This is a genomic window from Cupriavidus sp. H19C3 (genome assembly GCF_049393815.1).
In the GTDB taxonomy this organism is placed as follows: Bacteria; Pseudomonadota; Gammaproteobacteria; order Burkholderiales; family Burkholderiaceae; genus Cupriavidus.
This window is the reverse complement of record NZ_CP184985.1, coordinates 1,349,823-1,376,493: the sequence shown is the minus strand read 5'-3', so window position 1 is coordinate 1,376,493 and position 26,671 is coordinate 1,349,823. Positions and strand designations below refer to the sequence as shown.

The window sequence follows — 26,671 nt, the reverse complement described above, 5'->3', positions numbered from 1 at the left end:
GCGGTGATGCCGCATGCGAGAAGAAAGAAGGGAGCAGGTCGTTGTATCGATTTTGGGAAGTCCGGGTATGGGCGCGCCAGGCTGTGCGCCCGGTCGTCGTGCGTGGTTTCGCGGTCATGCTGGCTTGTGTCGCCCATGCCGTGCCTTGTGCCGCCGCTGGCGTGGTGCCGGATGGCGGCACCGCCACCACCGTTGCCAACGGCGCGAGTGGTCGCATCACGGTGGGTGTCGCCAACGCGTTGGGTGGCGTCTCCACCAACACGTATCGCGAATTCAATGTGCCGCGCGGTGGTGTCGATCTCGACAACACGGCAGCGCGCGCGCGCGTCATTCTTAACCAGGTCACCGGTACCAATCCGTCCTTGCTGGAGGGGCAGCTTGGCGTGCTCGGCCCGCGCGCCAACGTGGTGATCGCCAATCCCAATGGCATTAACGTCAACGGCATGGTGGTGCAGAACGTCGGCAACCTCGCGTTGACGACGGGCCAGGTCTCGTTCAACGACTTCACTACCGCCAATGGCCAGCTGCAGCGCAATCTCGTACTGAACACGCAGCAGGGCACTATCGATATCGGTCCGGGCGGCTTGTCCGGCACGCTGCTCAATCTCGAGTTGATCGCCAGCCGAATCCGTGTGGGTGGCAAGGTCGAGAATCTGTTCGAAGATCCCGGTTCGCGCATTCGCGCGGTGGTTGGCAGCAGCCACGCCGAAATCGACGCAAGCATTTCGCCGACGGACAACCTGTCGCGCTGGATTGCCTATTCCACGCCGGTGACCAACGCCTCCTCCGCCGTTGCGCTCGATATTACGGCGGCCGGAAGCCTGAGCGCGGGACGCGTCGAACTGATGGTGACCGACCAGGGGGCCGGTGTCCGACACGCAGGGGCCGCGTTTGCTACGGCTGGCGACTTCGTGTTGAGCGGCACCGGAGACGTCCAACTGGCCGCAGGGAGCGTCAAGGCTCTGGGCGATGTGCTGATCGGCAGTGGCGGGCCGCAAGGGTCTGGCAGCATCGACGCGGGCCGGCACCTGCAGCTGGCATCGGCGCGTATCGACCTGAACGGCAGCCGGCTGTCCGCCGGTACTGCCGACGTGGGCGATGTGATGATCGGCACGCCGGGGCAGGTGCATGGCGGGCCGATCCGGCTGACGGACAGCACGCTGGTGTCGCGTGGTGGTATCGGGGTATTCGACGGCGGCGGCGGTCTGGCGCTCGCGGGTACGCGGCTGTCAGCGGACGGCAATATCGTGGTCGACACGACGTCGCTCACGGCAGCGGCAGCCACGCTGACATCGCAGCAGGGCGTGGTGTCGATCAAGTCCGGAAACGCGGCCTTGCGTGGCACCCAGATCGACGGTGTGGGCGGCACCACCATCGCCGCGGCCGATATCGCCTTGCAGGACGCCGAGGTGCGCTCGTCCGGGGCTGCCGTGTCGATGACCGCCACCGGTTCTTATACGCAGTTGGACAGCAATGTGCTGGCGGCTACCGACGCATCGGTGCAGGCCGGAGCCATCGGTATCCGTTCCGGCACCCGCCAGTCGTCGGTCATTGCCAGCCAGGGAGGTGTGCTGCTGCGGAGCGCGGGGGACATCGTCAACACGGGGGGACTGATCCAGGGGCAGTCACGGCGCGCCGCCCAGCCATTGGCGCGGGGAGCGGTCACCCTCGACGCCGGTGGCGCGATTCTCAATGACTCCACGCTGCAGTACCTGGGCATCCTGTTTGGCGCCAACGACGATGTGTCGGTGCGTGCCCGCGGCGATATCGTGAATCGACACGCGCGCATGTTGTCGAACGCGCTTCTCGACGTCGACGCTGGCGGTGACCTCGTCAATGCAATCACCAAGCAACCCGGCGCCAACGGCGAGTTGCCGGTGCTGGGCTCGGCATCGGGTCGCCGCTGGCTGGTGTTCTCCAGGCGCAGCGCGACCTTCGACATCGACTACGGTGTGGCCGATCGCCCCGACCAGGTGGCCTACCTGCTGTCGGACCGAGGCACCACGCTGCGAGGTCGCAACGTGATCAACACGGGCGGCGAGATCTACGCCAACCATGGCGCCATCACGATTCGCGCCGAGGATACGTTCAGCACGACGGGTGTGGCCACGGGCGCCGCGCATTACTCGCGCACCTGCATGATCGTATGCCGCACCTCCGCGTCGTCCACTACCGGCGTAAGCGGTGGCCTGCTGTCGGCCGGTGGCGATATCGATATCCGCGCCGGCAGCGTCGCCAGCAATATCGGTGGTCGCGTGCTGGCAATCGGAAACCTGACGGTGGATGCGCCGCAAACGTATGCCGGTGGGGTGACGGGTTATGTCGCGATTGCGCGCGACCGCGGCTTCAAGGTCTTCTTCGGCGATACCTGGGCACGACTCTATGCCACCGATATCGGTGGCAGCTGGATGGCAACTGGCCATACGCGCGTCACCGGAGATGCGGTCGTCGATGGCGGCAGCCTCGATGGCGACGTGACCATCGCCGGTACCCAGACCGTGGTGCGGCCCCGCCAGCAGCAGCCGGTATCGGTGGAGAGCCATCTGGGCCTTACCTCGTGGATATGGCGATGATCGCGTGCAAGCCAGCTCGTGCCATGGTCGCCGCGGCGGTAGTCGCCACGTTGCTGCCCGCAGGGGTGCCGGTGCTCGCGCAGGTGCCGCCCGAAGACCCGGCGCAACGATTGCTGCGGGAGCAACGCCAGCGCGAGCGCGAGCGTGAAGCCACGCAGCCGCCGACCCGGATTGAGAGCCGCGTGGACATCGCGCCCGAGACCCCGGTGGAAGCGATTGCCGAGACTTCGGCTACGTTCGAAATCCGGCGCATCGAGGTACGCGGCAACACGGTGCTTACCGACGGCGAGGTGACAGCTATCACCACGCCGTTTGTCGGCCATGCGCTCGGCACCAATCGGATCAATCTGCTGTTGCGGCGCTTTACCGAAGCGTTTGTGACGCGCGGGTATATCACCACCCGTGCCTACCTCGGCGAGCAGAATCTCGCCAGCGGCGTACTGGTGGTGACGGTGGTGGCCGGGCGCGTGGAGTCGTTCCGGCTCAACGGGAAATCACCCGCTGCCTGGTTCGGTACGGTGGGCGGAGGCTGGATCACCGATGCCGGAACCACGTGGCAGTTTCCCGAGCCCGGCGACACGCTCCGGCTGCCGGACCTCGAGCAGGGTGTCGATCAGATCAACCGGCTGCGCCGCAATCGTGCCGAAATGCAGATCCTGCCCGGCCAGACGCCAGGTGGATCGATCGTGGCGCTCAACAACACGCCCGGTGACCGCTTTCGCTTCAATGCGGGCGTCGACAACTACGGCAGCCGCGTGACCGGCATCACGCGTACGCGGCTTGGTGTAGATGCCGATAATGCGCTTGGCCTGCAGGAGTCGCTCTCGGCAAGCTACGTGGGCACAACCGATACCAACGCGGCGGTAGCGTCGGCCGCCGTACCGTTTGGCTACAACACCTTCAGTTATACGGCTTCGCTCTCGGAATACCAGAACACGATCGGCGATAGCGCGCTGCTATATGGCCGCAGCCTGGGCCATACGTTCGGCTGGAATCGCGTCCTGACCCGCAGCCAGCGCGGCCGGCAGGCAGTAGACCTCACCCTGACGTGGCGCAAGAGCGAGCGCGAGATCAACAACCTCGAACTTGACCCGCAACGCCTGACGGTACTGCGTGCCGCCTGGAGTGGCCTGTGGCGCTTTGCCGCCAACGGCCAGCAGGGCTATGCCACCGCGGAGGCGGGCTATTCGCGCGGACTCAATGCGTTTCATGCCACACACGACCCGTCGGATATCCGCGCCGACGAAGCCCACGCGCAATTCAACAAGCTCGATGGCAACGTGACCATGCAGTTGCCGCTGCGGCGCGTGTTCGACCGGGCATTGCTTGTATGGCGCGCGCAACTGGTCGGCCAGTGGACCAATGTGGCGCTGTTTGGCTCAGAGCAGATCTACGCGGGTGGCATGAGCACCGTGCGCGGATTTCGTGAAGGCGTGATATCCGGCGACCGCGGCGCATACCTGCGCAACGAATTCGCGTGGGCCGATGTCCCCGTGCGGTTCGGCGTCCGCATGGAGCCGTACCTGTTTGTCGACGGTGGCCAGACCCAGTACGTGGCCACCCATCGATGGCAAGCCGTGGCGGGTGCCGGCGCCGGCGTTCGCCTCTCGGCCCAGTGGGCCGGCCAGACCTTTACCAGCGAGCTGCTGGTTGGTGCGCCGCTGGCGCAGCCGGCCGTGCTCGGACCCAGGCGCGGCATCGTACTTGCCACGCTCAACTGGATTTATTGAGGAGTCCTTCCATGCAAGTTCATCGCATTCGCCCGACCCTTTGCATCGCAGCCCTGCTGCTTGGCCTGCAAGCGGTGTATGGCGCTACCGCGGCCGCCGCGGCATCGGTCAATGGCGTGACGATCTCCGACGCCGACATCACTGCGGCAACCAGGTCGGCCGGCATGCCGGACACACCGTCGGCGCGCGAGGCCATCAAGCAGCAGCTCATCGCGCGTGAGCTGTTCCGTCAGGAGGCGAGCAAGGACAAGGCGCTGGAGTCGCGCGCCGATGTGCAGGCGCAACTGCGCGACGCGCGCAACCAGATCCTGATGCAGGCCTGGCTCAAGGACCACATCAAGCCCGAGCCGGTTACCGAGGCGCAGGTGCGCGCGCGCTATGACGCGATCGTCGCCACGCTGGGCGAACGTGAATACAAGGCGCGTGTGATCGAGGTAGCCGATGACGCCGCCGCCAACGCCGCGCTTGCGCGCATCAAGGCCGGAGAAGACTTCGCCAGGGTGGCGCAGGCCGTCAGCCTGTCACCAAGCCGGAGCAGTGGTGGCGCGCTGGAGTGGATCAGCTTCAAGGTGCCGGCGCAGGACGGACACACGCAGAGCCTGCCGTTGCCATTGGCGCAGGCGGCCTCCTCATTGCCGGCCGGAGCGGTCAGCCCAGCCCCGATTGCGTGGAACGAGCGGCGCTATCTGGTGAAGGTCGATGCGGTGCGCGCCACCCAGGTGCCTGCGTATGACGTGGCACGGCCCGGCATCCAGCAGGCGCTGCAGGCGCAGGCACTGGAGAAGGCGACCATCGCGATGGTCACGCAGTTGCTGCTGAAGGCAAAGATCACGCAGTAACGGGGCTGGCGCCTCGACAAAAAAAGAAGCACCCAGACGCGGAAGAACACCATGCATCGCGAGCCTCTCTTGCCGACTGAAACGACTGAACTCACCTCGCTGGCCGACCTTGGCCGACGTAGCATGTTTGCGCGCGCCATTGCCGCCACGCTGGCGGTCACGTTGTGGGTCGGCCCGGTCCATGTCACGCTGATGCAGGCGTCACAGGCGGCAGGGACGCTGGCGGCCGGGGCCATGGAAGCCGAGGCGCTCGCGGTGCATGCAGGTGCCCTGCGGCAACGGCTGATGCAATGGGCAATGTCCTATGTGCCGGTGGCCATCGACCTGCGCTTTCCCTCCGCGCAAGCTGCCCCCGTTATCGATCCTGCGGCGCCGATCCGCTTTACGCCGGCGCTAGGCGTGACAACAGGCCCGGGCGCACCCCCGGGCGGGGTACCTGTGGTCGGTATCACCACACCCAACGCGCAGGGTATCTCGTTGAACCAGTACCGGTCCTTCGTGGTGGACCCGATCGGGCTGATTCTCAATAACAGTACTACCGGCGGCGGCAGCTTTCTGGGCGGACGGGTGGAGGCCAACGCCAGTCTGGCGGCCTCGGGACCGGCGCGGCTGATCGTCAACCAGGTCACCAGTTCCGCGCCTGCGCAGATCAACGGCGCCGTGGAGATCTTTGGTGCCCCGGCTGGACTCGTGGTGGCGGCGCCGGGCGGCGTATTCGTCAACGGTGCGGGCTTTACCAATACCACCCAGGTCACGCTGACTACCGGCACGCCGCAGTGGCTGACGGGCGGTGGCACGCCAACGAGCTTCGATGCCGCGGCGGCGGCGGGATTTCTGGTCGAGGGCGGCCGGATCCAGATTGCCAATCCCACTCCGGGTCAGGGTGGCGCCACAGGGATTGAAGGCACCGTCGGCAATATCAACCTGATTGCAGAATCCATCGGCATCGATGCCGCGCTCAACGCTGGCAACGAGATCAACCTGATCGCCGGCCGCCAGCGCGTGATGCCGGCCGCTAGCGGTCTTGGCGGTTTTGCCACGGCAGCCACCTCGGCCAACGATGCCGCCACGAATACCAGCACCGCCAACGGGCTTGCCATCGACGCCACGGCGTTTGGCGCGATGAACGCCGGGCAGATCAAGATCGTCAGCACTGCCGCGGGCCTGGGCGTGCGCGCGGACGGAAACCTCGCCGCCTCCGCAGGTAACCTGACCCTTGACGCGGCAGGTAACGTCAAGGTCGGCAATACGTATGCCAAACAGGCGGTTGCCATCCATGCCAACGGCAACGTGCTGGCGGCGGGCAACGGCCAGGGCGAAGCGGGATATGCCGTGAGCGCCGGCAAGGACGTAATGCTTGACGGTACGCTCGCGTCCGGCAAGGCGGTCAACGTGGCGGCTGGCGGCGCTATCCTGGGCGCGGGTGGGGTGAAGGCGCAGGAGGCCGTGACGCTGTCGGCCGCCGGCAGCGTGGACGTGGGCGGGACCGTCAGTGGCGCAAGTATTCTTGTGCAGGCGGCCGGGCAGGACGGGGTGGGCGATATTCACCTGCGTGGCGATATCGCTGCGCCGGGCACCATCGCGTTGCAGGCGGCACGTGATACGACCATCGATGGCAGTGCGGTGTCGGCCGGAGAGCTGAATCTCTCTTCGCAACGCAACCTCACCGTCAACGGCGCGGCGGGCAGTACCACAGGCAATGTGTCGCTGTCCGCAGTAACCGGTAACGTGACCACTGCCGGCAACGTGGTTTCACCAGGTACGCTGACCGTAACCGCGGGTACCGACGTGATGCTTGGCGGCCAGGTCGTCGCCGCCGGCGAACTCGCTGTCACGGCGCAAACGGGCAGTATCAGCACGAGCGGGCAGATCGGCAGCAATGCGGACATTGCGCTTGCCGCGGCACGCAATGTCACGGTGGGCGGCCAGGCACAGAGCGGCGGCAATACGCTGGTGACGGCTGCCGCAGGCGATGTCGCCATCCGTGGCGCGCTGACCAGCGACGGTCATACGGCGATTGGCGCCGGAGGCGACGTCGATGTCGCGGGTGGTCTCGCCAGCGGTGGCGATACCGCCGTGGTCTCCCTCAATGGCTCGGCGACCCTGGGCGGCTCGATCACCACGGTCGGTAACGCGAGCCTGGAGGCGGCCAGGGATATCACGATCAGTGGCAGCACGCTGGTGGGCGGCGGCCTTGCCGCCAATGCCGGGCGCACGCTCGACGTCAAGGCGCTTACGTGGATTGGCCAGAATGCCACGCTGCGCGGCAATGACATTCGCCTGAGTGCCGCAGCGGCGCAGTCCAACGCGGTGACAGGCACGCTGGATGCCAGCGCCGCCAACAGCCTGGCGCTGAGCGGCAATACCACCGCCAGCAATGTGCGGCTCGATGGTGCCACTGTCAGCAACCAGGGCGCGACTGTCGCCACGCAGCAGATGACCGTGACAGGCGGTACCTTGAGCAACACCGACTCGCTGGCCGGGGCGACGGTCCAGCTCAATGTATCCAGTGTTACCAACCGGGGCACCATTGGCGGCCAGAACACCACGTTGACGGCCGGCTCGGTCGACAATGCCCATGGCCTGATCGTCGGTACCAACGCGCTGGCGGTGACGACCGATGCGTTGCTCAGCAATCAGGGAGGCACGCTGTTTGCCGGCGATCTGACGGGAGCGCGGCCGACCATCGGTAATCTCGGGCTCGCGATACTTGGCGGTGGCGGCAGCTTCAACAATGCCGGCGGGCAGTTGCTGGCGGGCAATGACCTGACCATCAATGCCCCGAACCAGGTCTTCGATCCGTCTGCTGGCACCACGGGCAATCTCAATGCCAATGGCACGCTCACGCTGGGCGCCCTTGCCATCGACAACACCGGCACATGGACCGTGCCCGGCGGCAAGGTCGTACTCAATGCCAGCCAGGGCATTACCAATAGCGGCACCATCCAGAAGGCGGGCGATCTGTCGCTGGCAACTGGGGGCGCCTTGACCAATACCGGCCAGATCATCGGGGGGGCCAATGTCTCGCTGTCGTCGAGCAACCTGACCAACACCGGCACACTTCACGCCAATGGCACGCTCGCGCTCGATGGCAATGTCGTCAATCGCGGTGTGACTGAAGCGCTCGGCAATATCGCGATCACGGGCGGCAACTACGACAATGCCGGCGCAAAAACGCAGGCCAATGGCGACGTCAAGGTCGATATCGGCGGCACGCTGAACAATACCGGCGGAGTGATCGGCGCCAACGGCAATTTCCATATTGCCGCGGGGACCGTGCTCAACGATCGCACGGGGCCCGTGGATGCCGGTAGTACCACGACCAAGGCCACCAACGATTCGCTGCTGAACTCGACCGTGATCGGCAGCTACCAGCCTTGGGTGGGTGGCGATTGCGAGAATTGCTCGGGGCCGACACCCGGCAATCCGGTCGACATCAGGATCGGCGACCTGACCCGCAATTCAGACGGCACGTCCATCTCGCCGGTGAGCGGTGTCGCCCCGTATTCCGCTGGAGGCGAGGATGGCCTTCACTGGGTGCCGATGTGGCATGTGGGCACGGATGCCACGGCGGGCCCGCTGCCGTCCGGCGCGCCGGTCGTGGCGCTCCCCACCGTAGATCGGACCGTCGTCAAGCAGGCGGACGGTACCGCCGGCCAGATCGTTAGCGGCGGCAATCTCGATGTCACCGCATCGCTGCTCTCGAACAAAGGGGGCATCATTTCCGCGGCGCGCGACGTGGTGCTCAGCGTGGCCGTGCTGGACAACAGCCGCTCGGCGACCTTGACCAATTCGGTGACCGACGTGGTCAACCAGACGGAATTGAGCGCGTTTCTCGCCCAGTTGAAGGCGATCGGCGCGACCGACGACCGGGGTTTTGTCACCGGCTACAACCAGCTGATGTTCGGCAATCCGCCGCCGGTATGCCAGGGTGATGCATGCGGAGCGCCTGGCTATACGGCCTCGCCAATGACTGTTGGCACCCGCGCGGATGGGGCGCCGGTAACCGCGCCGGTGCAGTCGTCCGTCACCTCGATCCTCGGCAAGGCAGGCCAGATCACCTCGGGCGGCAATCTCGCACTGAACGGCAGCGGCGACCTGACCAATGCCGGCGATATCGCCGCCGCGGGCAAGGTCACCATTACCACGCCAGGCACCTTTACCAACCAGGGCCTTCACGAAAGCCGTGTCACATCGACACCGGGCTGCGTACCAGGTGGCGATTGTCCGGACGACAGCAACCCGCACGTGGACAGCGTGGCATGGCAGCAGACACCCAGCACCATCGCGGCTGGCAACACGCTGACCATCAATGCGGGTAACGTGGCGAACCTCCACGCCACACTCGCGTCGCAAGGAAACGTCACGATCAATGCGGGCGGCACCGTGACCAATCAGGCGGGTGCGATCCAATCGATCTCGGGCGCCGTGGCGATTACCGCCACGGCGCTGGTCAACAAGTCGCTGGACCCGGGCAAGATTCAGAAGAGCTACGGCGGTCAGAATCCGGGCTATGCCGGTGGCTGCAATCCGGGTGGCACGTATGGCAACAGCCAGTGCATGGCGATCGAGGATGCCGCCAATGGCCCTGCGGCCGTGATCAGCGGTGCGCGCGATGTCACGTTCAACGGTGGCACGGTCGGCAATCACGGCGGCCTGATCAGCGGCGGGCGCAATGTCAGCATCCAGGCCAGCGGTGGCGTGGACAATACCGCCATCGCCCTGAATGCGGACTGGCAAGGGCGCTGGCAGGAAAAGCGCAGCGGCGGCGACCGCTGGCATGACACGGCGGGGCGCTCGGCGATCGGCAATATCGCGTCGGCCATTCAGGCGGGTGGCTCGCTCTCGGTGAACTCGGGCGGCCAGATCGTCAACACCGGCAATATCCTCGGCACCACGGTGGATCTGACCGGGGTCTCGCTGGTCAACGGCTATACGGCGCCAACCCAGCCAACCCCGCCGTCGGCCCCGCCGCGGCAGGTTATCCCGCTGGGGCCGGTGGCGACACCGGCAGGTGAGGTTCCGGCCGCGACGCCGGCGCAGAATCCGAATGCGGATACACCATGGCAATTCCAGCCCGTGATCGTCGCCACGCCCGCCGCTCCCACCACGGGTAGTACGCCGACGGTCGACTGGCATTTCAATGCGAATCCTGGCGGAACACCGCTCATCGCACCGACTGCGACCACCGATCGCGCGCAATACGTTAGCCCGAACCCGGCCACAGGCGTACTGGCCGGCGTAACGCCCGACAGCCTGCTCGCGCAGCTGCCAGCCGACTTGCGTCCCGGCAACGTCGCTTTCTACTACGACCCGTACACCGAGTCTCAGAAGCTGCAGCAGGCCGCGCTGATGCAGACCGGGCAAGAGAGCTTTATCAGTGGCCTGTCGTGGGATGCGCAGAACAACCTGTCGGTATCGGACCAGGAGAAGCTGAGCCTCTACAAGAACGCGGCGGACTACGCCAGGGACAACCACATCAAGCTTGGCCAGGCACTGACGGATGACCAGGTAATGGCGCTGGATGCGCCGATGCTCTGGTACGTCGAGCAAGCTGTCCCTGATCCTCGATGCAGCACCGTGTCGAGCGTGGTGTGTCCGACGGTCAACGTGCTGGTGCCGCAGGTGTACCTGCCGGAGGGCTATGCCCAGGCAATGGCGACGCCCACCGGCGGCACGATCAGCGGGCGGGATATCAGCGTGACGGTGGATGGCCAGCTGCGCAACAGCGGCCAGGTGGTAGCCACCGATACGCTGGCGGTGAAGGCAGGCAGCCTGGATCTGAGCCCGAACGTAGTGGATATCGGCACCAATGCCTACAAGGCGAGTGGGGGCTGGAACGTCATTACGGGCACGGTGGTGCAGCCCGGGGGGTATCTGTCGGCGATGCACATGGACATCGAGGCCGACAGCATCCGTGCGATCAACGACGCATTGCGCATAACGCGCGCGGATGGCACGGTGGACGAAGACGCCAGCGCGGCGCTGGTGTCGCAGCTCAAGCAGAGCCTTGGTCTGAGCTATGAGGAAGGCTCGCTTCAGGATGACTTGCATACGCAGTTCATCAAGGAGAAGAAGGGCTTCGGTGTACTAGGCCAGATTGTGGCCATGGTTGCCGCGGTGGCGATTTCGATCGTGACGGCTGGGGCTGGCGCTGCGCTGATGGGGGTGGCGTTGGCCGAGATGACGGCCATGCAGGCGATGCTGGCTGTCGCCATCGACGCGGCAATCGCGGGCACGTTGTCCAGTATGGTCGCGCAGGTCATCACGACCGGCTCGCTGAATATTGGCGCAGCGCTCAAGGCTGGCGCGGTGGCTGCCGTCACCGCGGGTCTCACGCAAGGCGCACTCGCCGGGCTGAACGTAGATAAGGCTGGCGTTTCGAGCTTTGGCGACAACATTGCCAAGGGCAACTGGTCAGCGGCATCGTCCAACATCGGAAGCTATGCCGAAGCCACGGTGGTCCGCTCGGCGATAAGCGCGGGTGTGAACACGGCGGTGTACGGCGGTAGTTTTGGGCAGGCGTTTGCGGGTGGGCTGGTGAAGGATGCCGCAGCGGTTGCAGCCAATGGCATCGGCGGTTCGGAACACACGCCGGAAGGGTCGCTGTCGAACGTGCTTTCCCATGCGCTGCTTGGATGCGCGGCGCAGAGTTTGGGGGGAGGGGATTGTGCGGGTGGTGCCATTGGCGGGGCGTCGTCGGCCATTGTGGCGCCGCTGGTGGGTGGTGCGCTGGGTATTCAGACGGATGCCGACCGTGCGGACCCGATGAACCAGACGGTGGTGACCGCTGTAGCTATGCTGGCGGGCAGTGGCTTGGCGGCGGCGCTGGGTCAGAGCGCGACAGCTGCAGCCGGTGCCGCGCAGAACGAGGCGCTAAACAATTACCTGAGCCCCAAGGATCGACTAGCGTTCGAGAAGGCCAAGCGGGAGTGCGCGAACCGCGTTTTGTCGTCATGTGCTGCCGCCAACATCTATGCAGAACGGGATAAAAAAAGCAACGGCATCCTGGCCGATGGTCTGACCAAATGTGAGGGAAGTAGCTGTCAGTCCCTTGCGAACTGGATTCAGGATCAGAAAACATCCCTGGGTTGCGGGGCTGCCAGCTCCGCAGACTGTCAGGTCCTGGACAAGAGCTGGCAGATTGCGCAGGCGAAAGCACAGGGGCTTGAGTTGCCGACCTTCTCGCCAGATGACCTGATTGGTACCGGGTTGGTGAAGAGGCTGCTCGCAGGCACACTCAAGGGTGTTGGTCTCTTGGGTATGACAAGATCAGTCGGAAACGATGTGACGACCCTATACCGAGCGGTGGGGCCCGCCGAACTTGCAGACATCCAAGCAACGGGAGGGCTGAGGAACCTTGGCTCGGCCGAGGGCAAGTACTTTACAACGTCATCTTCGGCAGCTTCTGACTATGCAAGGCAGGCAGTAAGTGCATTCGGAGATCCCGCGTATACCACTGTAACTACGCAGATACCGATTGGCATCTTGCGCGGGATAGAATCGGTCACGGTTGATGGTGGAATACCTGCTTACGTGATCCCGAACAATCTGCTGCCCAAGTTGACCCCCAGTATTGGCGGTAGCATGGCTTTACCAGGAAAGTAACGACAATGCAGCCTGACATCATCGCCAGAGTCACCATGTTTACGCCGGATGCGGGGGGGAAAGCATCAGGGATTCCCGCTACAAGGTATGGTTGTCCGCTGTTCATTGAGAACCAAGGTTTCGACTGCCGCCTATTGCTGGATCAAGTGCACCATGGCCTCACGCCTGGAAACACTGCGGAAGTGCCGATCAAGTTTCTGTATTTTGACCTGGTTCGGCCTCTACTTTCACCTGGCGTGCGATTTACCTTGTGGGAAATGCGGCACTTTGCCGAAGGGGAAATACTGCAGGTATGTCGCTCGACGTGATGCTGCTATTCGATTGAGCCCCCCTCTGCACGCTTGACTGTGTAGACGGTGCCATTGGCGGGGCCGCATCGGCCATCGCGGCGCCGTTGATCCGGGATGGTCTGTATGACGGTAGCCAAACAGTCGTAGACAACGGCGATGGCACGAGAACCATCAAGTACGAGAACACGGGCTACAACGCCACGACCGTGGCACTGGCGACGCTGATCGGTGGCTCTGCTGGTGCATTGCTCGGGACGAATGCCACTGCGGCGGCGCTGGCGGCGCAGAACGAGGCGCTGAACAATTCGCTGAGCGTGAAAATCGTGCCACGGCCGGTCCCGACACCGTTTGGTGTGGTGATGATGCCGATGCCGGTGGTGACCGATGATCCCATCGGCACACCGAACAACGGTCCGCAGAAATCCGATCCACTCACGAACCCGCTGGAAGATCAGAACAGCAAGGGCAATGCTATTGCGACACCGAACAACGGTCCGCAGGGTTCGACGCTGACGGGCACGCCCGCGAGCGGTCCACAGGCGCCAACGATTCTGGGCAATCCTGGGTGTATGCTGTCGCCAGCGCTCTGCGCGGGGCTGACGGCAATTGCGCAGATCCAAGACGGGCTTGGCGGCGGTAACGGTACGGACAACACTTCCGCAGCGACACCGACGGGTAGCCGAGGGGGGCAACTTGTTACCCCCGACGGCTCGGTAGGCGTAGGAGGCGGACGGCTGACGGTGCCAGACGGCACTAATGTTCCTGCGACCATTGGGGGTACCGATTACTCAGGGCATGCTCTTGACCGTATGCAAGCTCAGGGTATTCCACCGACCGTTGTGCAAGACACTATTAGCCCGGCATATGCGATTGGCGGCAAATACCCTGGTACTGCGGCGTACTACAATCCGTCGAACGACCTGACGGTGATCATTGACTCCAAGAGCGGCAGGGTAATTACCGTTGACTATGGCAAGATCAAGCAATGAGCTACATCAATATGAATGAATACGAGCGGCGTCAGTTGGCTTTGATGTGTGACTTCCTTATTGATTACACAGATCATAGGATCTCGCTGAAACGGCTACTCGATGTGCTGGAAGGGCTATTGTTGTGCGTTCCCAACTTGCCCTCTAACTGGCGTACGGAGTTCCATGAACATTGGTTCTCGCTGGAACAAGCCCGGGCAATAGCATTAGATCGAGGCGAAGATGTATCAGTGTTTGCCGCAGAAATTGAAGCTGCCATTGCAGCATTGAAGGACCTAGTGGCTAAGCAACTCGCTGTACCAGCGAAATGACGGCCTACACCTAGGATAGGTCCGTATCAATTGCTGCTTGGACAGCGTGCAACGACAGACCCGGCCTCGGCCGGGTCTGTCGTTTCTGCGGGTTGTACTACAGCTCGCTTGAGGAGCCGGATACCGTTTGCACGTTGTCGACGACGACGTGCTCGCCGCCCAGGTCGAAGCGCACGAACTTTCGCCGGCCGTCGGGGAAGCGCTTCTCGACGAGCCCCTAGGGGGTGTCCGGCGTGGAGACATAGATGGCATTGCCCCGAGCCAGGGTGGGCGCAGAAGACCTGGTCGCTGTCGTTGTTGGCCATGGCTGTATCGGACCAGGAGAAGCTGAGCCTCTACAAGAACGCGGCGGACTACGCCAGGGACAACCACATCAAGCTTGGCCAGGCACTGACGGATGACCAGGTAATGGCGCTGGATGCGCCGATGCTCTGGTACGTCGAGCAAGCTGTCCCTGATCCTCGATGCAGCACCGTGTCGAGCGTGGTGTGTCCGACGGTCAACGCGCTGGTGCCGCAGGTGTACCTGCCGGAGGGCTATGCCCAGGCAATGGCGACGCCCACCGGCGGCACGATCAGCGGGCGGGATATCAGCGTGACGGTGGATGGCCAGCTGCGCAACAGCGGCCAGGTGGTAGCCACCGATACGCTGGCGGTGAAGGCAGGCAGCCTGGATCTGAGCCCGAACGTAGTGGATATCGGCACCAATGCCTACAAGGCGAGTGGGGGCTGGAACGTCATTACGGGCACGGTGGTGCAGCCCGGGGGGTATCTGTCGGCGATGCACATGGACATCGAGGCCGACAGCATCCGTGCGATCAACGACGCATTGCGCATAACGCGCGCGGATGGCACGGTGGACGAAGACGCCAGCGCGGCGCTGGTGTCGCAGCTCAAGCAGAGCCTTGGTCTGAGCTATGAGGAAGGCTCGCTTCAGGATGACTTGCATACGCAGTTCATCAAGGAGAAGAAGGGCTTCGGTGTACTAGGCCAGATTGTGGCCATGGTTGCCGCGGTGGCGATTTCGATCGTGACGGCTGGGGCTGGCGCTGCGCTGATGGGGGTGGCGTTGGCCGAGATGACGGCCATGCAGGCGATGCTGGCTGTCGCCATCGACGCGGCAATCGCGGGCACGTTGTCCAGTATGGTCGCGCAGGTCATCACGACCGGCTCGCTGAATATTGGCGCAGCGCTCAAGGCTGGCGCGGTGGCTGCCGTCACCGCGGGTCTCACGCAAGGCGCACTCGCCGGGCTGAACGTAGATAAGGCTGGCGTTTCGAGCTTTGGCGACAACATTGCCAAGGGCAACTGGTCAGCGGCATCGTCCAACATCGGAAGCTATGCCGAAGCCACGGTGGTCCGCTCGGCGATAAGCGCGGGTGTGAACACGGCGGTGTACGGCGGTAGTTTTGGGCAGGCGTTTGCGGGTGGGCTGGTGAAGGATGCCGCAGCGGTTGCAGCCAATGGCATCGGTGGTTCGGAACACACGCCGGAAGGGTCGCTGTCGAACGTGCTTTCCCATGCGCTGCTTGGATGCGCGGCGCAGAGTTTGGGGGGAGGGGATTGTGCGGGTGGTGCCATTGGCGGGGCAGCCAGTGCGATCGCGGCGCCGTTGATACGGGATGGGGTCTACGCCGACAGCCGGGTGGTGAATTACAGCGATGACCCGGTGCGACAGGCGGTAACGGTAGGGTTTGCGACGCTCATCGGCGGCTCCGCCGGGCTGCTCCTGGGCGGGAACTCCACGTCGGCCGCGCTGGCAGCGCAGAATGAGGCGCTGAACAATGCGACCAGTGGTGCGAAGAAGCCTACCATACCGGACGACGTGCGCAAGATGATGGAGGCAGAGCGTCGGGCGTTCGGTCAGACAGGAACGGTGCCGAACACCGGTGGATCGGATAGGCCTGCCATGGTCGGGCCGAGCCCGCTCGTACTCGGTGGGGCCAAGGGAGGTGTGCCAAACTTCATCGTATCGCCAGGTGGGACAGCATATCCGGTACCGAATGGTGCTACCGGGCCGGAGCTGGCGAACAACGGCAGGGGTATGCAGTTCCAAGGAGGAGCCGGTGGCAACGGGCTGAATCCAAATACAACGGGCTTCCGGTTTATGGATCCGATCACCACAGGCCCATACCCTTATCCGTACGGCTATGGGTCATACAATAATGCGAGTGGTCAAGCGGTGAATCCATTGACAGGAAAAACGATTCCGAAGACGGATCCGATGTGGCACATCCCGGGGAAATAAGGGGTCAATGATGACTGGTGAAAGTAAAACGGCGCTGCACTGTATAGAGGGTCGCGAGCTTGAAGCGATAACGTTTATCCGCGATTATCTGCAGCTTCACTTCGAGGGCCCCCGATTGAATGCCTACGTTTGGCCGGTTGTAGTCGTAGGTCGTGCGCGTTGTTCGGTTGGGGGCGGTGGATATCGCGATGAGTTGTGTGCCCGGATTGGATGTGTAGTCAACGCAGCGCAAGAGGTACCGGGGGAATACATAAGGCTCTCTTTTAGCGACGGTTCCGCTATTGAGGTTAGTCTTCGAGACGAGGATCGCTCGGGCCCAGAGGCCTTGCTTCTAGATGATGGTGTCGGCAAAGTCTGGAATGTGTGGTGACGCGATAATCGACAAGCAAATCTTGCAGAAACGATAGACCCGGCCTCAGCCGGGTCTATCGTTTCTGCGGTACTTCTTTACGGTTCCGGAGCGGAGCCGGATACCGTTTGCACGTTGTCGACAACGACGTGCTCACCGTCCAGGTCGAAGCGCACAAACTGTCGCCTGCCGTCGGAGAAGCGCTTCTCGACGAGCCTCTTGGGGGTGTCCGGGGTCGATACGTAGATAAGGCTGGCGTTTCGAGCTTTGGCGACAACATTGCCAAGGGCAACTGGTCAGCGGCATCGTCCAACATCGGAAGCTATGCCGAAGCCACGGTGGTCCGCTCGGCGATAAGCGCGGGTGTGAACACGGCGGTGTACGGCGGTAGTTTTGGGCAGGCGTTTGCGGGTGGGCTGGTGAAGGATGCCGCAGCGGTTGCAGCCAATGGCATCGGTGGTTCGGAACACACGCCGGAAGGGTCGCTGTCGAACGTGCTTTCCCATGCGCTGCTTGGATGCGCGGCGCAGAGTTTGGGGGGAGGGGATTGTGCGGGTGGTGCCATTGGCGGGGCCACGTCGGCCATCGTGGCGCCGCTGGTGCGGGATGGCCTGTATGACGGTAGCCAAACCGTTGTGGACAACGGCGATGGCACGGGAGCCATCAAGTACGAGAACACGGCCTACAACGCGGCGACGGTGGCGCTGGCGACCCTGATCGGTGGTTCTGCCGGGCAACTGCTCGGCGCGAATGCTACGGCTGCGGCGTTGGCGGCACAGAACGAGTCGCTGAACAATGCGCTGAGCGTGAAGATCGTGCCGCGGCCCGTTCCGACACCATTTGGTGTGGTGATGATGCCGATGCCGGTGGTGACGGATGACCCGATCGGCACGCCGAACAATGGGCCACAGAAATCTGATCCGCTCACGAACCCGCTGGAAGATCAGAACAGCAAGGGCAATGCCATTGCCACGCCGAACAACGGGCCGCAGGGTTCGACGTTGACCGGCACGCCGGCAACCAACCCGCGAGGGCCGACGATTCTGGCCAACCCAGGTTGCAGATCTGCTGCTGGATTGCCTTGCGCGGCGGTGACGGTGATCGCGTCGGTCAAGGATGGGGTCGACAAGCTGTCCAATGTGTTGAGTGGGGGTACGGGGCCCGCCAGTGCTTCAAGCGACATCTCCGGTTCGGCGCCAATGATCAATGGTGTCACTGTCACCGACCGCGCTACCGGAAACGTCTATCAAGGCACCGTTGACCTTCAACCGACGCTGGACCGAATCGCGAGCGGCGTAAAATATCCGTCACGCAATGACGGCGCCACCTTCAACAATAATGAAGGTCTGTTGCCGCAGCAGCCAGCGGGTTACTACACTGAATACGTTGTTCCCACACCCAATGTGAAAGGTGTTGGTCCTCAGCGGATCGTGACTGGGAAAAATGGCGAGGTGTTTTACACGCCAGATCACTACAAGACGTTCACTCCCGTGAAAAGGTGAATACCATGAAAATCGCGAACCCTTTTCGCTACGAGGCGGAACTTGACAATTGCCACCAAAAGGACGCGTTCGTTGCCGTGCTCCCCTCTGGCATCGGAACGAAGAGTGCTCTACTGGAAGCGCTTGCGTCCGTGCTCGCATTCCCAGCCTATTTTGGCTCGAATTGGGATGCACTGTTTGACTGCTTCCGTGATTTCAGTTGGATGAATGAACACGACGTCGTGCTCATTCATCCCGAGCTTCCGATGTTGCCCGAATCGGATCTGAAGATCTATTTGCGTTTGTTGCGCGACTCCGTTCTTGACTGGCGCGCAGAGGAAGCACATCACTTCGATGTTGTATTCGCCAAATCGGATGAGGAGGCTGTTGAACGATTGCTTTGAGACGGATAGGTGTGACTCTCGTGAACCGCCCCGGGATCCGTGGAGGCTGGTTGGTTTAAGTTAATAGCGGTTCGGTAGCAGGCATTTGAAGCTGCCGATAGTAGTTTGCCTCAGCTTCGGCGGGCGGGATATAGCCGAGCGGTTCCATCAGGCGGTGGTGATTGAACCAGGCCACCCATTCCAGCGTGGCCAGCTCAACAGATTCACGCGTCTTCCAGGCAGTGCGGCGATGGATCAGTTCAGCCTTGTACAGGCCGTTGATCGTCTCAGCCAAGGCGTTGTCATAACTATCGTCCCGGCTACCAACCGACGGCTCGATGGCCGCCTCGGCCAAACGCTCGCTATAGCGAATGCTGACGTACTGCGACCCCCTATCGGAGTGGTGGATGAGAGAACCATCACCGCCAGGCTGGCGAGCGTAAAGCGCCTGTTCAAGTGCATCCAGAACGAAGTCCGTAGTCATCGACGAACTGACCCGCCAGCCGACGATGCGCCGTGCGAACACGTCGATCACGAAGGCCACGTACAGCCAGCCCTGCCACGTCGAAACGTAGGTGAAGTCCGAAACCCAGAGTTGGTTCGGCCGCTGGGCCCTGAACTGACGATTGACCAGATCCGGCGGGCGCGCCGCTCTCGCATCTGGAGTCGTCGTGCGGACCCGCTTGCCGCGAATCACGCCGCGCAAACTCTGCTGCTTCATCAGCCGCTCGACCGTACAGCGCGCCACGGCAATGCCTTCCCGGTTCAACTGCTTCCAGACCTTGTCGGCCCCGTAGACCTGCATATTGGCCTGCCAGACTCGCTTGATCTCGGGCCGAAGCCACTGATCGCGTTTGGCTCGCGCAGAGCACCGCGACGGATCGCGAAGCTGCGCAGCATGGCGCCGATAGCCCGACGGAGCAATCTGCAAGACTTTGCAGATCGGCTCGACCCCGAAGGCGTCGCGATGCAGATCGACAGAGGCCTTCAGGACTTCAAACGGCGGTCGAGCTCCGCCTGGGCGAAAAACGCGCTCGCCAGCTTCAGGATCTCGTTGGCGCGGCGCAACTCCTTCACCTCGCGCTCCAACGCCTTGAGGCGTTCACGCTCCGACGTAGTCACACCGTCGCGCTCGCCGCTCTCGACTTGCTCTTGCTTGACCCACCCCAATAGTGTCTGGCTCGTGCAACCTATCATCGGTGCGATGGATTTGACTGCCGCCCACAGCGACGGATGCTCGCTGCGCTGCTCTCGAACCAGACGTACGGCCCGCTCTCGGACCTCGGGGGAAAACTTGGTTTGCTTGCTCATGGGCTCCATTCTCTCAAAGAGTGGAGCCTCCACTAAACCCGGGGCGGTTCAAAATGGTGCACCAAAGACGATGTTTAGGCCTGATCCGGCACATCATGGATATGCAACCAATATGGATTACTTCAATGCACAGAAGAGATAGCTATTGCCGAGTATGCGGCTACGAGTTGTCGTTTCCCCCTTGGGGCGATGACGGGAAATCGCCGACTTGGGAAATATGTCCATGCTGTGGTACAGAGTTTGGCTACGAGGACAGCACGCCAGCAAGCACGCGCGCAATGCGCAGTAGATGGATTGCCGGAGGCAAACAATGGTTCGACAAGAGCAAGAGGTCTGTGGATTGGAGCTACGACGCCCAATGCAAACACATTCCGAAGGAATACATTTGAGCGGCGACAAATAGTTGATGCTGGTTGCTGCCCGGTAAGGAGACATTACAACAATATCCGATCAAAGTCGGGTCTTGTTGTTTCTACTGCCGTTGCCTTATTGCTCCTCTGGCGGGTCCAATACTGTTTGCACGTCATCGACGACAACGTGCTCGCCCTGCAGGTCGAAGTGCGCGAACTTTCGCCTGCCGTCGGGGAAGCGCTTCTCAAAGAGCCCCTAGGGGGTGTCCGGCGTGGAGACATAGATAGCATTGGCCCGAGCCAGGGTGGGCGCGGAAGACCTCGTCGCTGTCGTTGTTGGCCATGGCTGTATCGGACCAGGAGAAGCTGAGCTGGTGAAGGATGCCGCAGCGGTTGCAGCCAATGGCATCGGCGGTTCGGAACACACGCCGGAAGGGTCGCTGTCGAACGTGCTTTCCCATGCGCTGCTTGGATGCGCGGCGCAGAGTTTGGGGGGAGGGGATTGTGCGGGTGGTGCCATTGGCGGCGCGGCAAGTGCCATTGCGGCGCCGCTGATTCGCGATGGGCTGTATGACGGGAAGCAGACCATCATCGACAACGGTGATGGCACGCAGACGGTCAGGTATGGAAACATCGGCTACAACGCTACGACCGTCGCGTTGGCGACGCTGATCGGTGGCTCTGCTGGTGCGTTGCTCGGGGCGAATGCAACGGGTGCGGTGCTGGCCGCGCAGAACGAGGCGCTGAACAATTCGCTGAGCGTGAAAATCGTGCCACGGCCGGTCCCGACACCATTTGGTGTGGTGATGATGCCGATGCCGGTGGTGACCGATGATCCCATCGGCACACCGAACAACGGCCCGCAGAAATCCGATCCACTCACGAACCCGCTGGAAGATCAGAACAGCAAAGGCAATTCCATTGCGACGCCGAACAATGGGCCGCAGCGTTCGACGTTGACGGGCACGCCTGCGAGCGGTCCGCAGGGGCCAACGATTCTGGGCAATCCTGGGTGTATGCTGGCACCGGCGCTTTGCGCAGGTCTGACGGCAATCGCTCAGATCCAGAATGGTGCTGGAGCAAACAATGTCACTATTGACGGCAAGATTGCTGGCCAACTTGACGCGCGAGGATGGACGGAGCAAGACGTGCGAACCGTCATTAACCAGGGGCCGGTCGGAACTACGACCGACAACCGATCTGCTGCCAAGACTCCCGACGGCTTGCCGAGAAGCGATTCCGCCTCTGTGTATGGTTCAAAGAACGGCTATGTTGTCGTGAATGATCGGACAGGAGAGGTTGTTCAAGTAAGCGGGAAAAATGATCCGGGTTGGATTCCTGATAGCCGAATTCAGTGGAAGTGAGTCGTAATGAAAATTGATCTTCAACAGCGGTACGATTCATCGGACGACTTCTTCACTCTTGGCGGAAGCGTTGTGATGAAGTTATCTACCAATGCGGCGGTTGCGGTTTGTGAGAGTGCTGTGGAGCATGGGCTGGTCATTGCGCGGGTAGAGGGAGGCATTTGGCACGCTCCCGGATTTGAAGCGAGGCTGGATTGCATTTGGGATGGAGTAGATCCCCCAGTTGATCGCCGGATGGCCGAACAGAACAATTGCGCGGCGGCAGCGTTTATTCGCTTAGAAAGTGGGATGCATGACGTCTTTGTGCTTACCGCACCATCCATGACGGGGTGGTAACTCACATCACACGGTACTTGCTTCTGTGCGGCGATGCAATTGGCTGACTCATTGTCGAATCTGTTGCCGTACTATGGTTCAGCGGCGATGCTGTATCAGGCGGTGACGGGGCAGACGCTCAGCGGCCAGGAACTGGGGACGGCGGACCGGTGGTTGTCGGGAATTCTGGGGGCGATTCCGGCGGGCGCAGCGGCCTACGGCAAGATCAGCGAGTTTGTGGCGGCAAAGGGCATTGGTGGAGGTGCAACCGGGACGGTCTGGGACTCAATAAAGGCGACGCAGCCAACCTATCCGGGGTCCGTCATTCCCAAGTCTTTTGAGATGTCATTGCCAAATGGGCAAAGTGTTGGGGTGCATGGCAATGCGACTGAGCATTTGGCTGAATATGCTCAGATGGTGGCTGGAGCGGCCCCACGTATCTGAGGACACAAGGACTCTCTTAAAATAAGGGATAGTCTTGTGCCTATCAGTAAGCCTAGTCATTACGTGGAACCCATCGAAATTCTGACCGAGCCGGAGCGCCGTCGTCGGCGCACGGCGCAGGAAAAAGTCGCTATCGTGCAGGAGACGCTGGCCCCTGGCGCCTCGGTGTCTGCCGTGGCCCGGCGGCACGGCGTGAATCCGAACCAGGTGTTCGGCTGGCGCAAGTAATACCAGGAAGGCAGTCTGGCAGCGGTGCAAGCTGGCGAAACTGTAGTCCCGGCATCGGAGTTGGCCGCCGCAATCAAGGAAATCAAGGAACTGCAGCGCCTGCTTGGGAAGAAGACGATGGAAGTCGAGATCCTGAAGGAGGCTGTTGAGTGGGGCCGCTCAAAAAACCTGATTGCGCGCTCGCCCTTGCTGCCGGGGGACGACCATTGAAAACGGTCTGCGAAGTTCTCGGCGTAGCGCGCTCCGGTGTGGCGGTGAAACGGGTTCGTCCGTCCGATTGGCAAGATGGTCGCAGCGCTAGAGTGACTGACGACACGGAACTGGTCGAAGAAATCCAGGCCCACGTTGCGCACCTGCCAACCTACGGCTACCGGCGCATCTGGGCGCTGCTGCGCCGCACTCGCGAGCTGGTCGGCGCACCGCGCACCAACCACAAGCGCGTGTATCGGGTCATGCGCGAGCATCATTTGTTGCTGCGCCGTCCCGGCGTGCGCCGAGACACTCGGCGGCACGACGGCCGCGTGGCCGTGGACAGGAGCAATAGCCGCTGGTGCTCCGACGGATTCGAGTTCCGGTGCGACGACGGCACGCCGCTGCGCGTGACCTTCGCACTGGACTGCTGCGACCGAGAAGCGATTAGCTGGGCGGCAACGACTGGCGGCCATAGCGGGGACGTGGTGCGCGACGTCATGCTAGCTGCCGTCGAACAGCGCTTCGGCACCACGCATGCCCCGCAGCCCATCGAATGGCTTACGGACAACGGCTCGGCCTACATCGACCACCGCACGCGCAGCTTCGCTCGCGAACTGGGCCTGGAGCCGCTGACTACGCCGGTACGTTCACCGCAAAGCAATGGCATGGCCGAATCGTTCGTGAAGACCATGAAGCACAACTACGTCGCCTATATGGACAAGGCCGACGTGCCAACGGCACTCTCTCGCCTGGCCATTGCGTTTGAACACTACAATGAGCGCCACCCGCACAAAGCCCTGAAATACCGCTCACCGCGTGAGTTCAGACGGACTGCAGTGCCATCAACCTAGCGGTGTCTGCGTGTCCTGAGGTACAGGGGCAACTCCATCCTCCAAATGTTGTCCGGCTCACGACACAACAGCAACTGGCGAGCTTGCAGGAAGCAGTGAATACGGCAACACAAGATTAGCGTGCCATACAACCAGCTCGTGAATGTAGGAGGATGGGAGTTGAAGTTTGCCCCGCCGCGACAGCCCGGGCAAATGCCAGCCCTTATCCATGCACTTCCCACAGGAAAGTAATACAAGCCATGGTTATCAATATTGAAAAGCCCTTGCGATTGTGCCTTGACGTTGTCGAGACGGATGAACATGTTCCGTCAATGAGGATGCAGATCGCTGTTGATGTGCAGCAGTTCGGACATAAGCTGGCGTATAGGGGTAATGCATGGTTCGACTGCGCAACGTGGGATACGTTTGTTCAGGGGCTAGCCGGACCTGATACAACGAAGATCTCTCTTGTTGATATGGGTGATCACTTCACGTTCACGCTCGGCGTGGTGAGCGGGTGCTTGGAGCTAACGTGGGAAATGAAGAAGCGTGATACCTCTGGAGCCATTACTACTGCCACGTTCCGTTCTCCGATTGATGCCGATACGTTTGCCCATGTAACGCTTCAGTTCAAAGAGTTCGAACGCTGGTGGTAGTTGTTATTAGTGGCGCGGACATGACGAACCCGGCTTCGGCCGGGTCCCAGTATTACTGGGAAGACCTGGCGCACGTGCGGGAGTTCGCGACGCAATGGATGTGGCAATACAATCATGAGCGCCCGAACATGGGCATCGACGGCATGACGCCAAAACAGCGGCTCATGGCCGAAGCACCGCGGGTCTCACGCAAGGCGCACTCGCCGGGCTGAACGTAGATAAGGCTGGCGTTTCGAGCTTTGGCGACAACATTGCCAAGGGCAACTGGTCAGCGGCATCGTCCAACATTGGAAGCTATGCCGAAGCCACGGTGGTCCGCTCGGCGATAAGCGCGGGTGTGAACACGGCGGTGTACGGCGGTAGTTTTGGGCAGGCGTTTGCGGGTGGGCTGGTGAAGGATGCCGCAGCGGTTGCAGCCAATGGCATCGGCGGTTCGGAACACACGCCGGAAGGGTCGCTGTCGAACGTGCTTTCCCATGCGCTGCTTGGATGCGCGGCGCAGAGTTTGGGAGGAGGGGATTGTGCGGGTGGTGCCATCGGTGGGGCAGCCAGTGCGCTGCTGGCGCCGTTGATTCGCGACCAAGTCTATGCCGACAGTGAAGTGTTGACCTACAACGAAGACCGGATTCGCCAGGCAATTACCGTGGGGCTGTCTACGCTGGTGGGCGGATTGGCAGGGGCTGCGCTGGGCGTCGACGTGACATCGGCGGGATTAGCGGCTCAGAATGAGGCGATAAACAATACGCTAACACAAGCGCCACCGTACGCACGCAAGGTCGCCGCGGATTTGAGCGGGCGACTGTATCAGGAGTGCGGAACATCCTGTACGACGGAAGATTTCAAACGTATTGACGAACTGCGACAGGATGCCGCGACAGCGGCGATGTTGTCGCGGATGAATACTCTGACGCCTGAACAAGCGTTGAAGCTGGCCGATACTCTGTCAAATTTGTTGCCGTATTACGGGTCAGCGGCGATGCTATTCCAGGCAGTGACAGGCCAGACCCTGAGTGGACAGTCGCTTGACACGGTAGACCGGTGGCTGTCGGGGATTCTGGGAGCGATTCCAGTAGGGGCGGCAGTCTATGGCAAGATTGTCGAGCGACTGGGGGCTCGCGGCGTCGACGCAGGCATCCAATGGGGGAAAGGCGTCGCTAACAAAGGAATGCCGTGGGAGGACTATCTTGCTACAAAGATGCCGGCAGGTTCGAGGCTGCCGCCAAACTTTAGAACCTTCGACTTCTATGACGAAGCTACAGGTGTTGCTACTAGCGCCAAAACACTGGATACGACAACGGCATCAAAAATAGCTAATCCGACACAGATTTACTCGGCAATAAAGTCAAATATTGATAAGGCTGCAAATTTCAAAGAAGCCAGTCTCAGTGGAGTCACATTGACAGCCGAGAATATTACCGCTAAAGAGTTGCAACTTGCTGTGCCGTCTACTACTACTTCCGCACAGTGGGAACAGATAAATCGAGCAATCGAGTATGGTAAGAGTCAGGGTGTAACGTTGATCGTGACAAAGGCGAAATGATTAATATTGAACCAACTTGGAAGCGCCGTGTTACGGCAAAGATCACTGAAGAATTCATTTGTATTATTCCTCAGTCGGGATATCGACTAGCCATGGCCGAGCCGACAGCGCCAGAGCGTTTGTTTGCAGTCGACGTTGCTGACAATGTTCTGGGTGACGCTTTAAAAAATGCGCTGACGGAAAGCAGATTCTTGACGCTTGAGGAGGCCAAGGGTTTGAGATTGGCCGTGGAATCGCAAGATGATAGATGGGCGAGGTCTCTAATGGACCGATACGGATACAAAAGCAAGCAAGCACTCTTCAAGAAGATGAAGAGTTGCAGCATAGTGCTGTCCGGAAACGACCTCGTCTTTTCGCCAAGTCACCATGAAAAGCTCAATAGCTGGAGTCGAAGCAAGGACGATGGAATTGAAGATGTAGTTATTGCTGCTGGCAGTTCGACGGAAGAGTTAGGCGCAGCGTTGCGTCTGGCTTTCAGTCGTTGCACGGAGTAGGTTGTCGACGTTTCCCTTGGACCGTTATCTCACATCTGGAATTTCAGGTGGTCGTCCCTCCGTGCCTCAAATTCGGGCGAAGTGCAGCCCTTAACAGGCTGCTGAAGTACTAGCCGCGTAAAAAGCGAAGCTTCCCTCTACAAGCCT

General features: G+C 61.7%; 18 protein-coding genes, 1 pseudogene and 1 other annotated feature. Of the genes and pseudogenes, 18 read left to right on the top strand and 1 reads right to left on the bottom strand.

Translation table 11 applies throughout. The annotated features are described in order from the left end of the window. Positions 1-116: 116 nt before the first annotated feature. From DFLDMN_RS06230 to DFLDMN_RS06185, 10 genes are all read left to right on the top strand, one after another. Positions 117-2,573, top strand: a complete 2,457-nt coding sequence (locus DFLDMN_RS06230; protein WP_423197602.1) for a filamentous hemagglutinin N-terminal domain-containing protein — start codon at positions 117-119, stop codon at positions 2,571-2,573. Beyond that, complete coding sequence (locus tag DFLDMN_RS06225) at positions 2,570-4,303, top strand: ShlB/FhaC/HecB family hemolysin secretion/activation protein (RefSeq protein ID WP_423197601.1); 1,734 nt, start codon at positions 2,570-2,572, stop codon at positions 4,301-4,303. Before DFLDMN_RS06230 ends, DFLDMN_RS06225 begins: the two co-directional genes overlap by 4 nt. Positions 4,304-4,314: 11 nt before the next feature. Further along, positions 4,315-5,142, top strand: coding sequence for a peptidyl-prolyl cis-trans isomerase (locus tag DFLDMN_RS06220; protein ID WP_423197600.1), 828 nt, complete (start codon positions 4,315-4,317; stop codon positions 5,140-5,142). A 51-nt stretch (positions 5,143-5,193) separates the two neighbouring features. Next, complete coding sequence (locus DFLDMN_RS06215) at positions 5,194-12,750, top strand: filamentous hemagglutinin N-terminal domain-containing protein (protein WP_423197599.1); 7,557 nt, start codon at positions 5,194-5,196, stop codon at positions 12,748-12,750. A gap of 5 nt (positions 12,751-12,755) precedes the next feature. After that, the gene (locus DFLDMN_RS06210; RefSeq protein WP_423197598.1) at positions 12,756-13,058 is read left to right on the top strand and encodes a hypothetical protein; all 303 of its coding nucleotides are present in this window, start codon (positions 12,756-12,758) and stop codon (positions 13,056-13,058) included. 86 nt (positions 13,059-13,144) lie between these two features. After that, positions 13,145-14,029 carry a hypothetical protein gene (locus DFLDMN_RS06205; RefSeq protein ID WP_423197597.1) on the top strand — a complete coding sequence of 295 codons (885 nt, stop codon included), beginning with the start codon at positions 13,145-13,147 and terminating at the stop codon, positions 14,027-14,029. Next, positions 14,026-14,340 carry a hypothetical protein gene (locus DFLDMN_RS06200; RefSeq protein ID WP_423197596.1) on the top strand — a complete coding sequence of 105 codons (315 nt, stop codon included), beginning with the start codon at positions 14,026-14,028 and terminating at the stop codon, positions 14,338-14,340. The genes DFLDMN_RS06205 and DFLDMN_RS06200 overlap by 4 nt, the downstream gene beginning before the upstream one ends. Positions 14,341-14,643: 303 nt before the next feature. Continuing rightward, a complete protein-coding gene (locus DFLDMN_RS06195; protein WP_423197595.1) occupies positions 14,644-16,587 on the top strand; it encodes a DUF637 domain-containing protein in 1,944 nt (647 codons plus the stop codon). A 477-nt stretch (positions 16,588-17,064) separates the two neighbouring features. Beyond that, positions 17,065-18,438 carry a DUF637 domain-containing protein gene (locus tag DFLDMN_RS06190; protein ID WP_423197594.1) on the top strand — a complete coding sequence of 458 codons (1,374 nt, stop codon included), beginning with the start codon at positions 17,065-17,067 and terminating at the stop codon, positions 18,436-18,438. A gap of 5 nt (positions 18,439-18,443) precedes the next feature. After that, positions 18,444-18,821 carry a barstar family protein gene (locus tag DFLDMN_RS06185; RefSeq protein WP_423197593.1) on the top strand — a complete coding sequence of 126 codons (378 nt, stop codon included), beginning with the start codon at positions 18,444-18,446 and terminating at the stop codon, positions 18,819-18,821. Positions 18,822-18,876: 55 nt separating this feature from the next. Here the strand turns inward: DFLDMN_RS06185 and DFLDMN_RS06180 are convergent. Then, a protein-coding gene (locus DFLDMN_RS06180; protein WP_423197592.1) for an IS3 family transposase occupies positions 18,877-20,111 on the bottom strand; the annotation gives its coding sequence in 2 pieces (ribosomal slippage) (positions 18,877-19,823 and positions 19,823-20,111; 1,236 coding nt in all). Next, positions 19,717-19,833: a sequence feature (AL1L pseudoknot), on the bottom strand. Its footprint overlaps the gene before it by 117 nt. Positions 20,112-20,835: 724 nt before the next feature. On the opposite strand from DFLDMN_RS06180, the gene DFLDMN_RS06175 reads away from it, so the two are divergent. The 8 genes and pseudogenes from DFLDMN_RS06175 to DFLDMN_RS06140 all read left to right on the top strand — a co-directional run bounded on the left by DFLDMN_RS06175 (position 20,836) and on the right by DFLDMN_RS06140 (position 26,524). Further along, positions 20,836-21,825, top strand: coding sequence for a colicin E5-related ribonuclease (locus tag DFLDMN_RS06175; RefSeq protein WP_423197591.1), 990 nt, complete (start codon positions 20,836-20,838; stop codon positions 21,823-21,825). 6 nt (positions 21,826-21,831) lie between these two features. Beyond that, on the top strand, positions 21,832-22,161 hold the full coding sequence (locus DFLDMN_RS06170) for a colicin immunity protein (RefSeq protein ID WP_423197590.1): 330 nt from the start codon (positions 21,832-21,834) through the stop codon (positions 22,159-22,161). Between the two features lie 33 nt (positions 22,162-22,194). Next, on the top strand, positions 22,195-22,584 hold the full coding sequence (locus tag DFLDMN_RS06165; protein ID WP_423197589.1) for a hypothetical protein: 390 nt from the start codon (positions 22,195-22,197) through the stop codon (positions 22,582-22,584). A gap of 72 nt (positions 22,585-22,656) precedes the next feature. Beyond that, positions 22,657-23,855 (top strand): annotated as a pseudogene (locus tag DFLDMN_RS06160) (IS3 family transposase). Positions 23,856-24,094: 239 nt separating this feature from the next. Next, entirely contained in the window at positions 24,095-24,490 is a 396-nt protein-coding gene (locus DFLDMN_RS06155; RefSeq protein ID WP_423197588.1) for a hypothetical protein, read from the top strand. A 20-nt stretch (positions 24,491-24,510) separates the two neighbouring features. Continuing rightward, complete coding sequence (locus DFLDMN_RS06150; RefSeq protein WP_423197587.1) at positions 24,511-24,702, top strand: integrase core domain-containing protein; 192 nt, start codon at positions 24,511-24,513, stop codon at positions 24,700-24,702. Next, complete coding sequence (locus DFLDMN_RS06145) at positions 24,699-26,030, top strand: DUF637 domain-containing protein (RefSeq protein ID WP_423198336.1); 1,332 nt, start codon at positions 24,699-24,701, stop codon at positions 26,028-26,030. Before DFLDMN_RS06150 ends, DFLDMN_RS06145 begins: the two co-directional genes overlap by 4 nt. Continuing rightward, complete coding sequence (locus tag DFLDMN_RS06140; protein WP_423197586.1) at positions 26,027-26,524, top strand: contact-dependent growth inhibition system immunity protein; 498 nt, start codon at positions 26,027-26,029, stop codon at positions 26,522-26,524. The genes DFLDMN_RS06145 and DFLDMN_RS06140 overlap by 4 nt, the downstream gene beginning before the upstream one ends. Positions 26,525-26,671 lie beyond the last annotated feature (147 nt).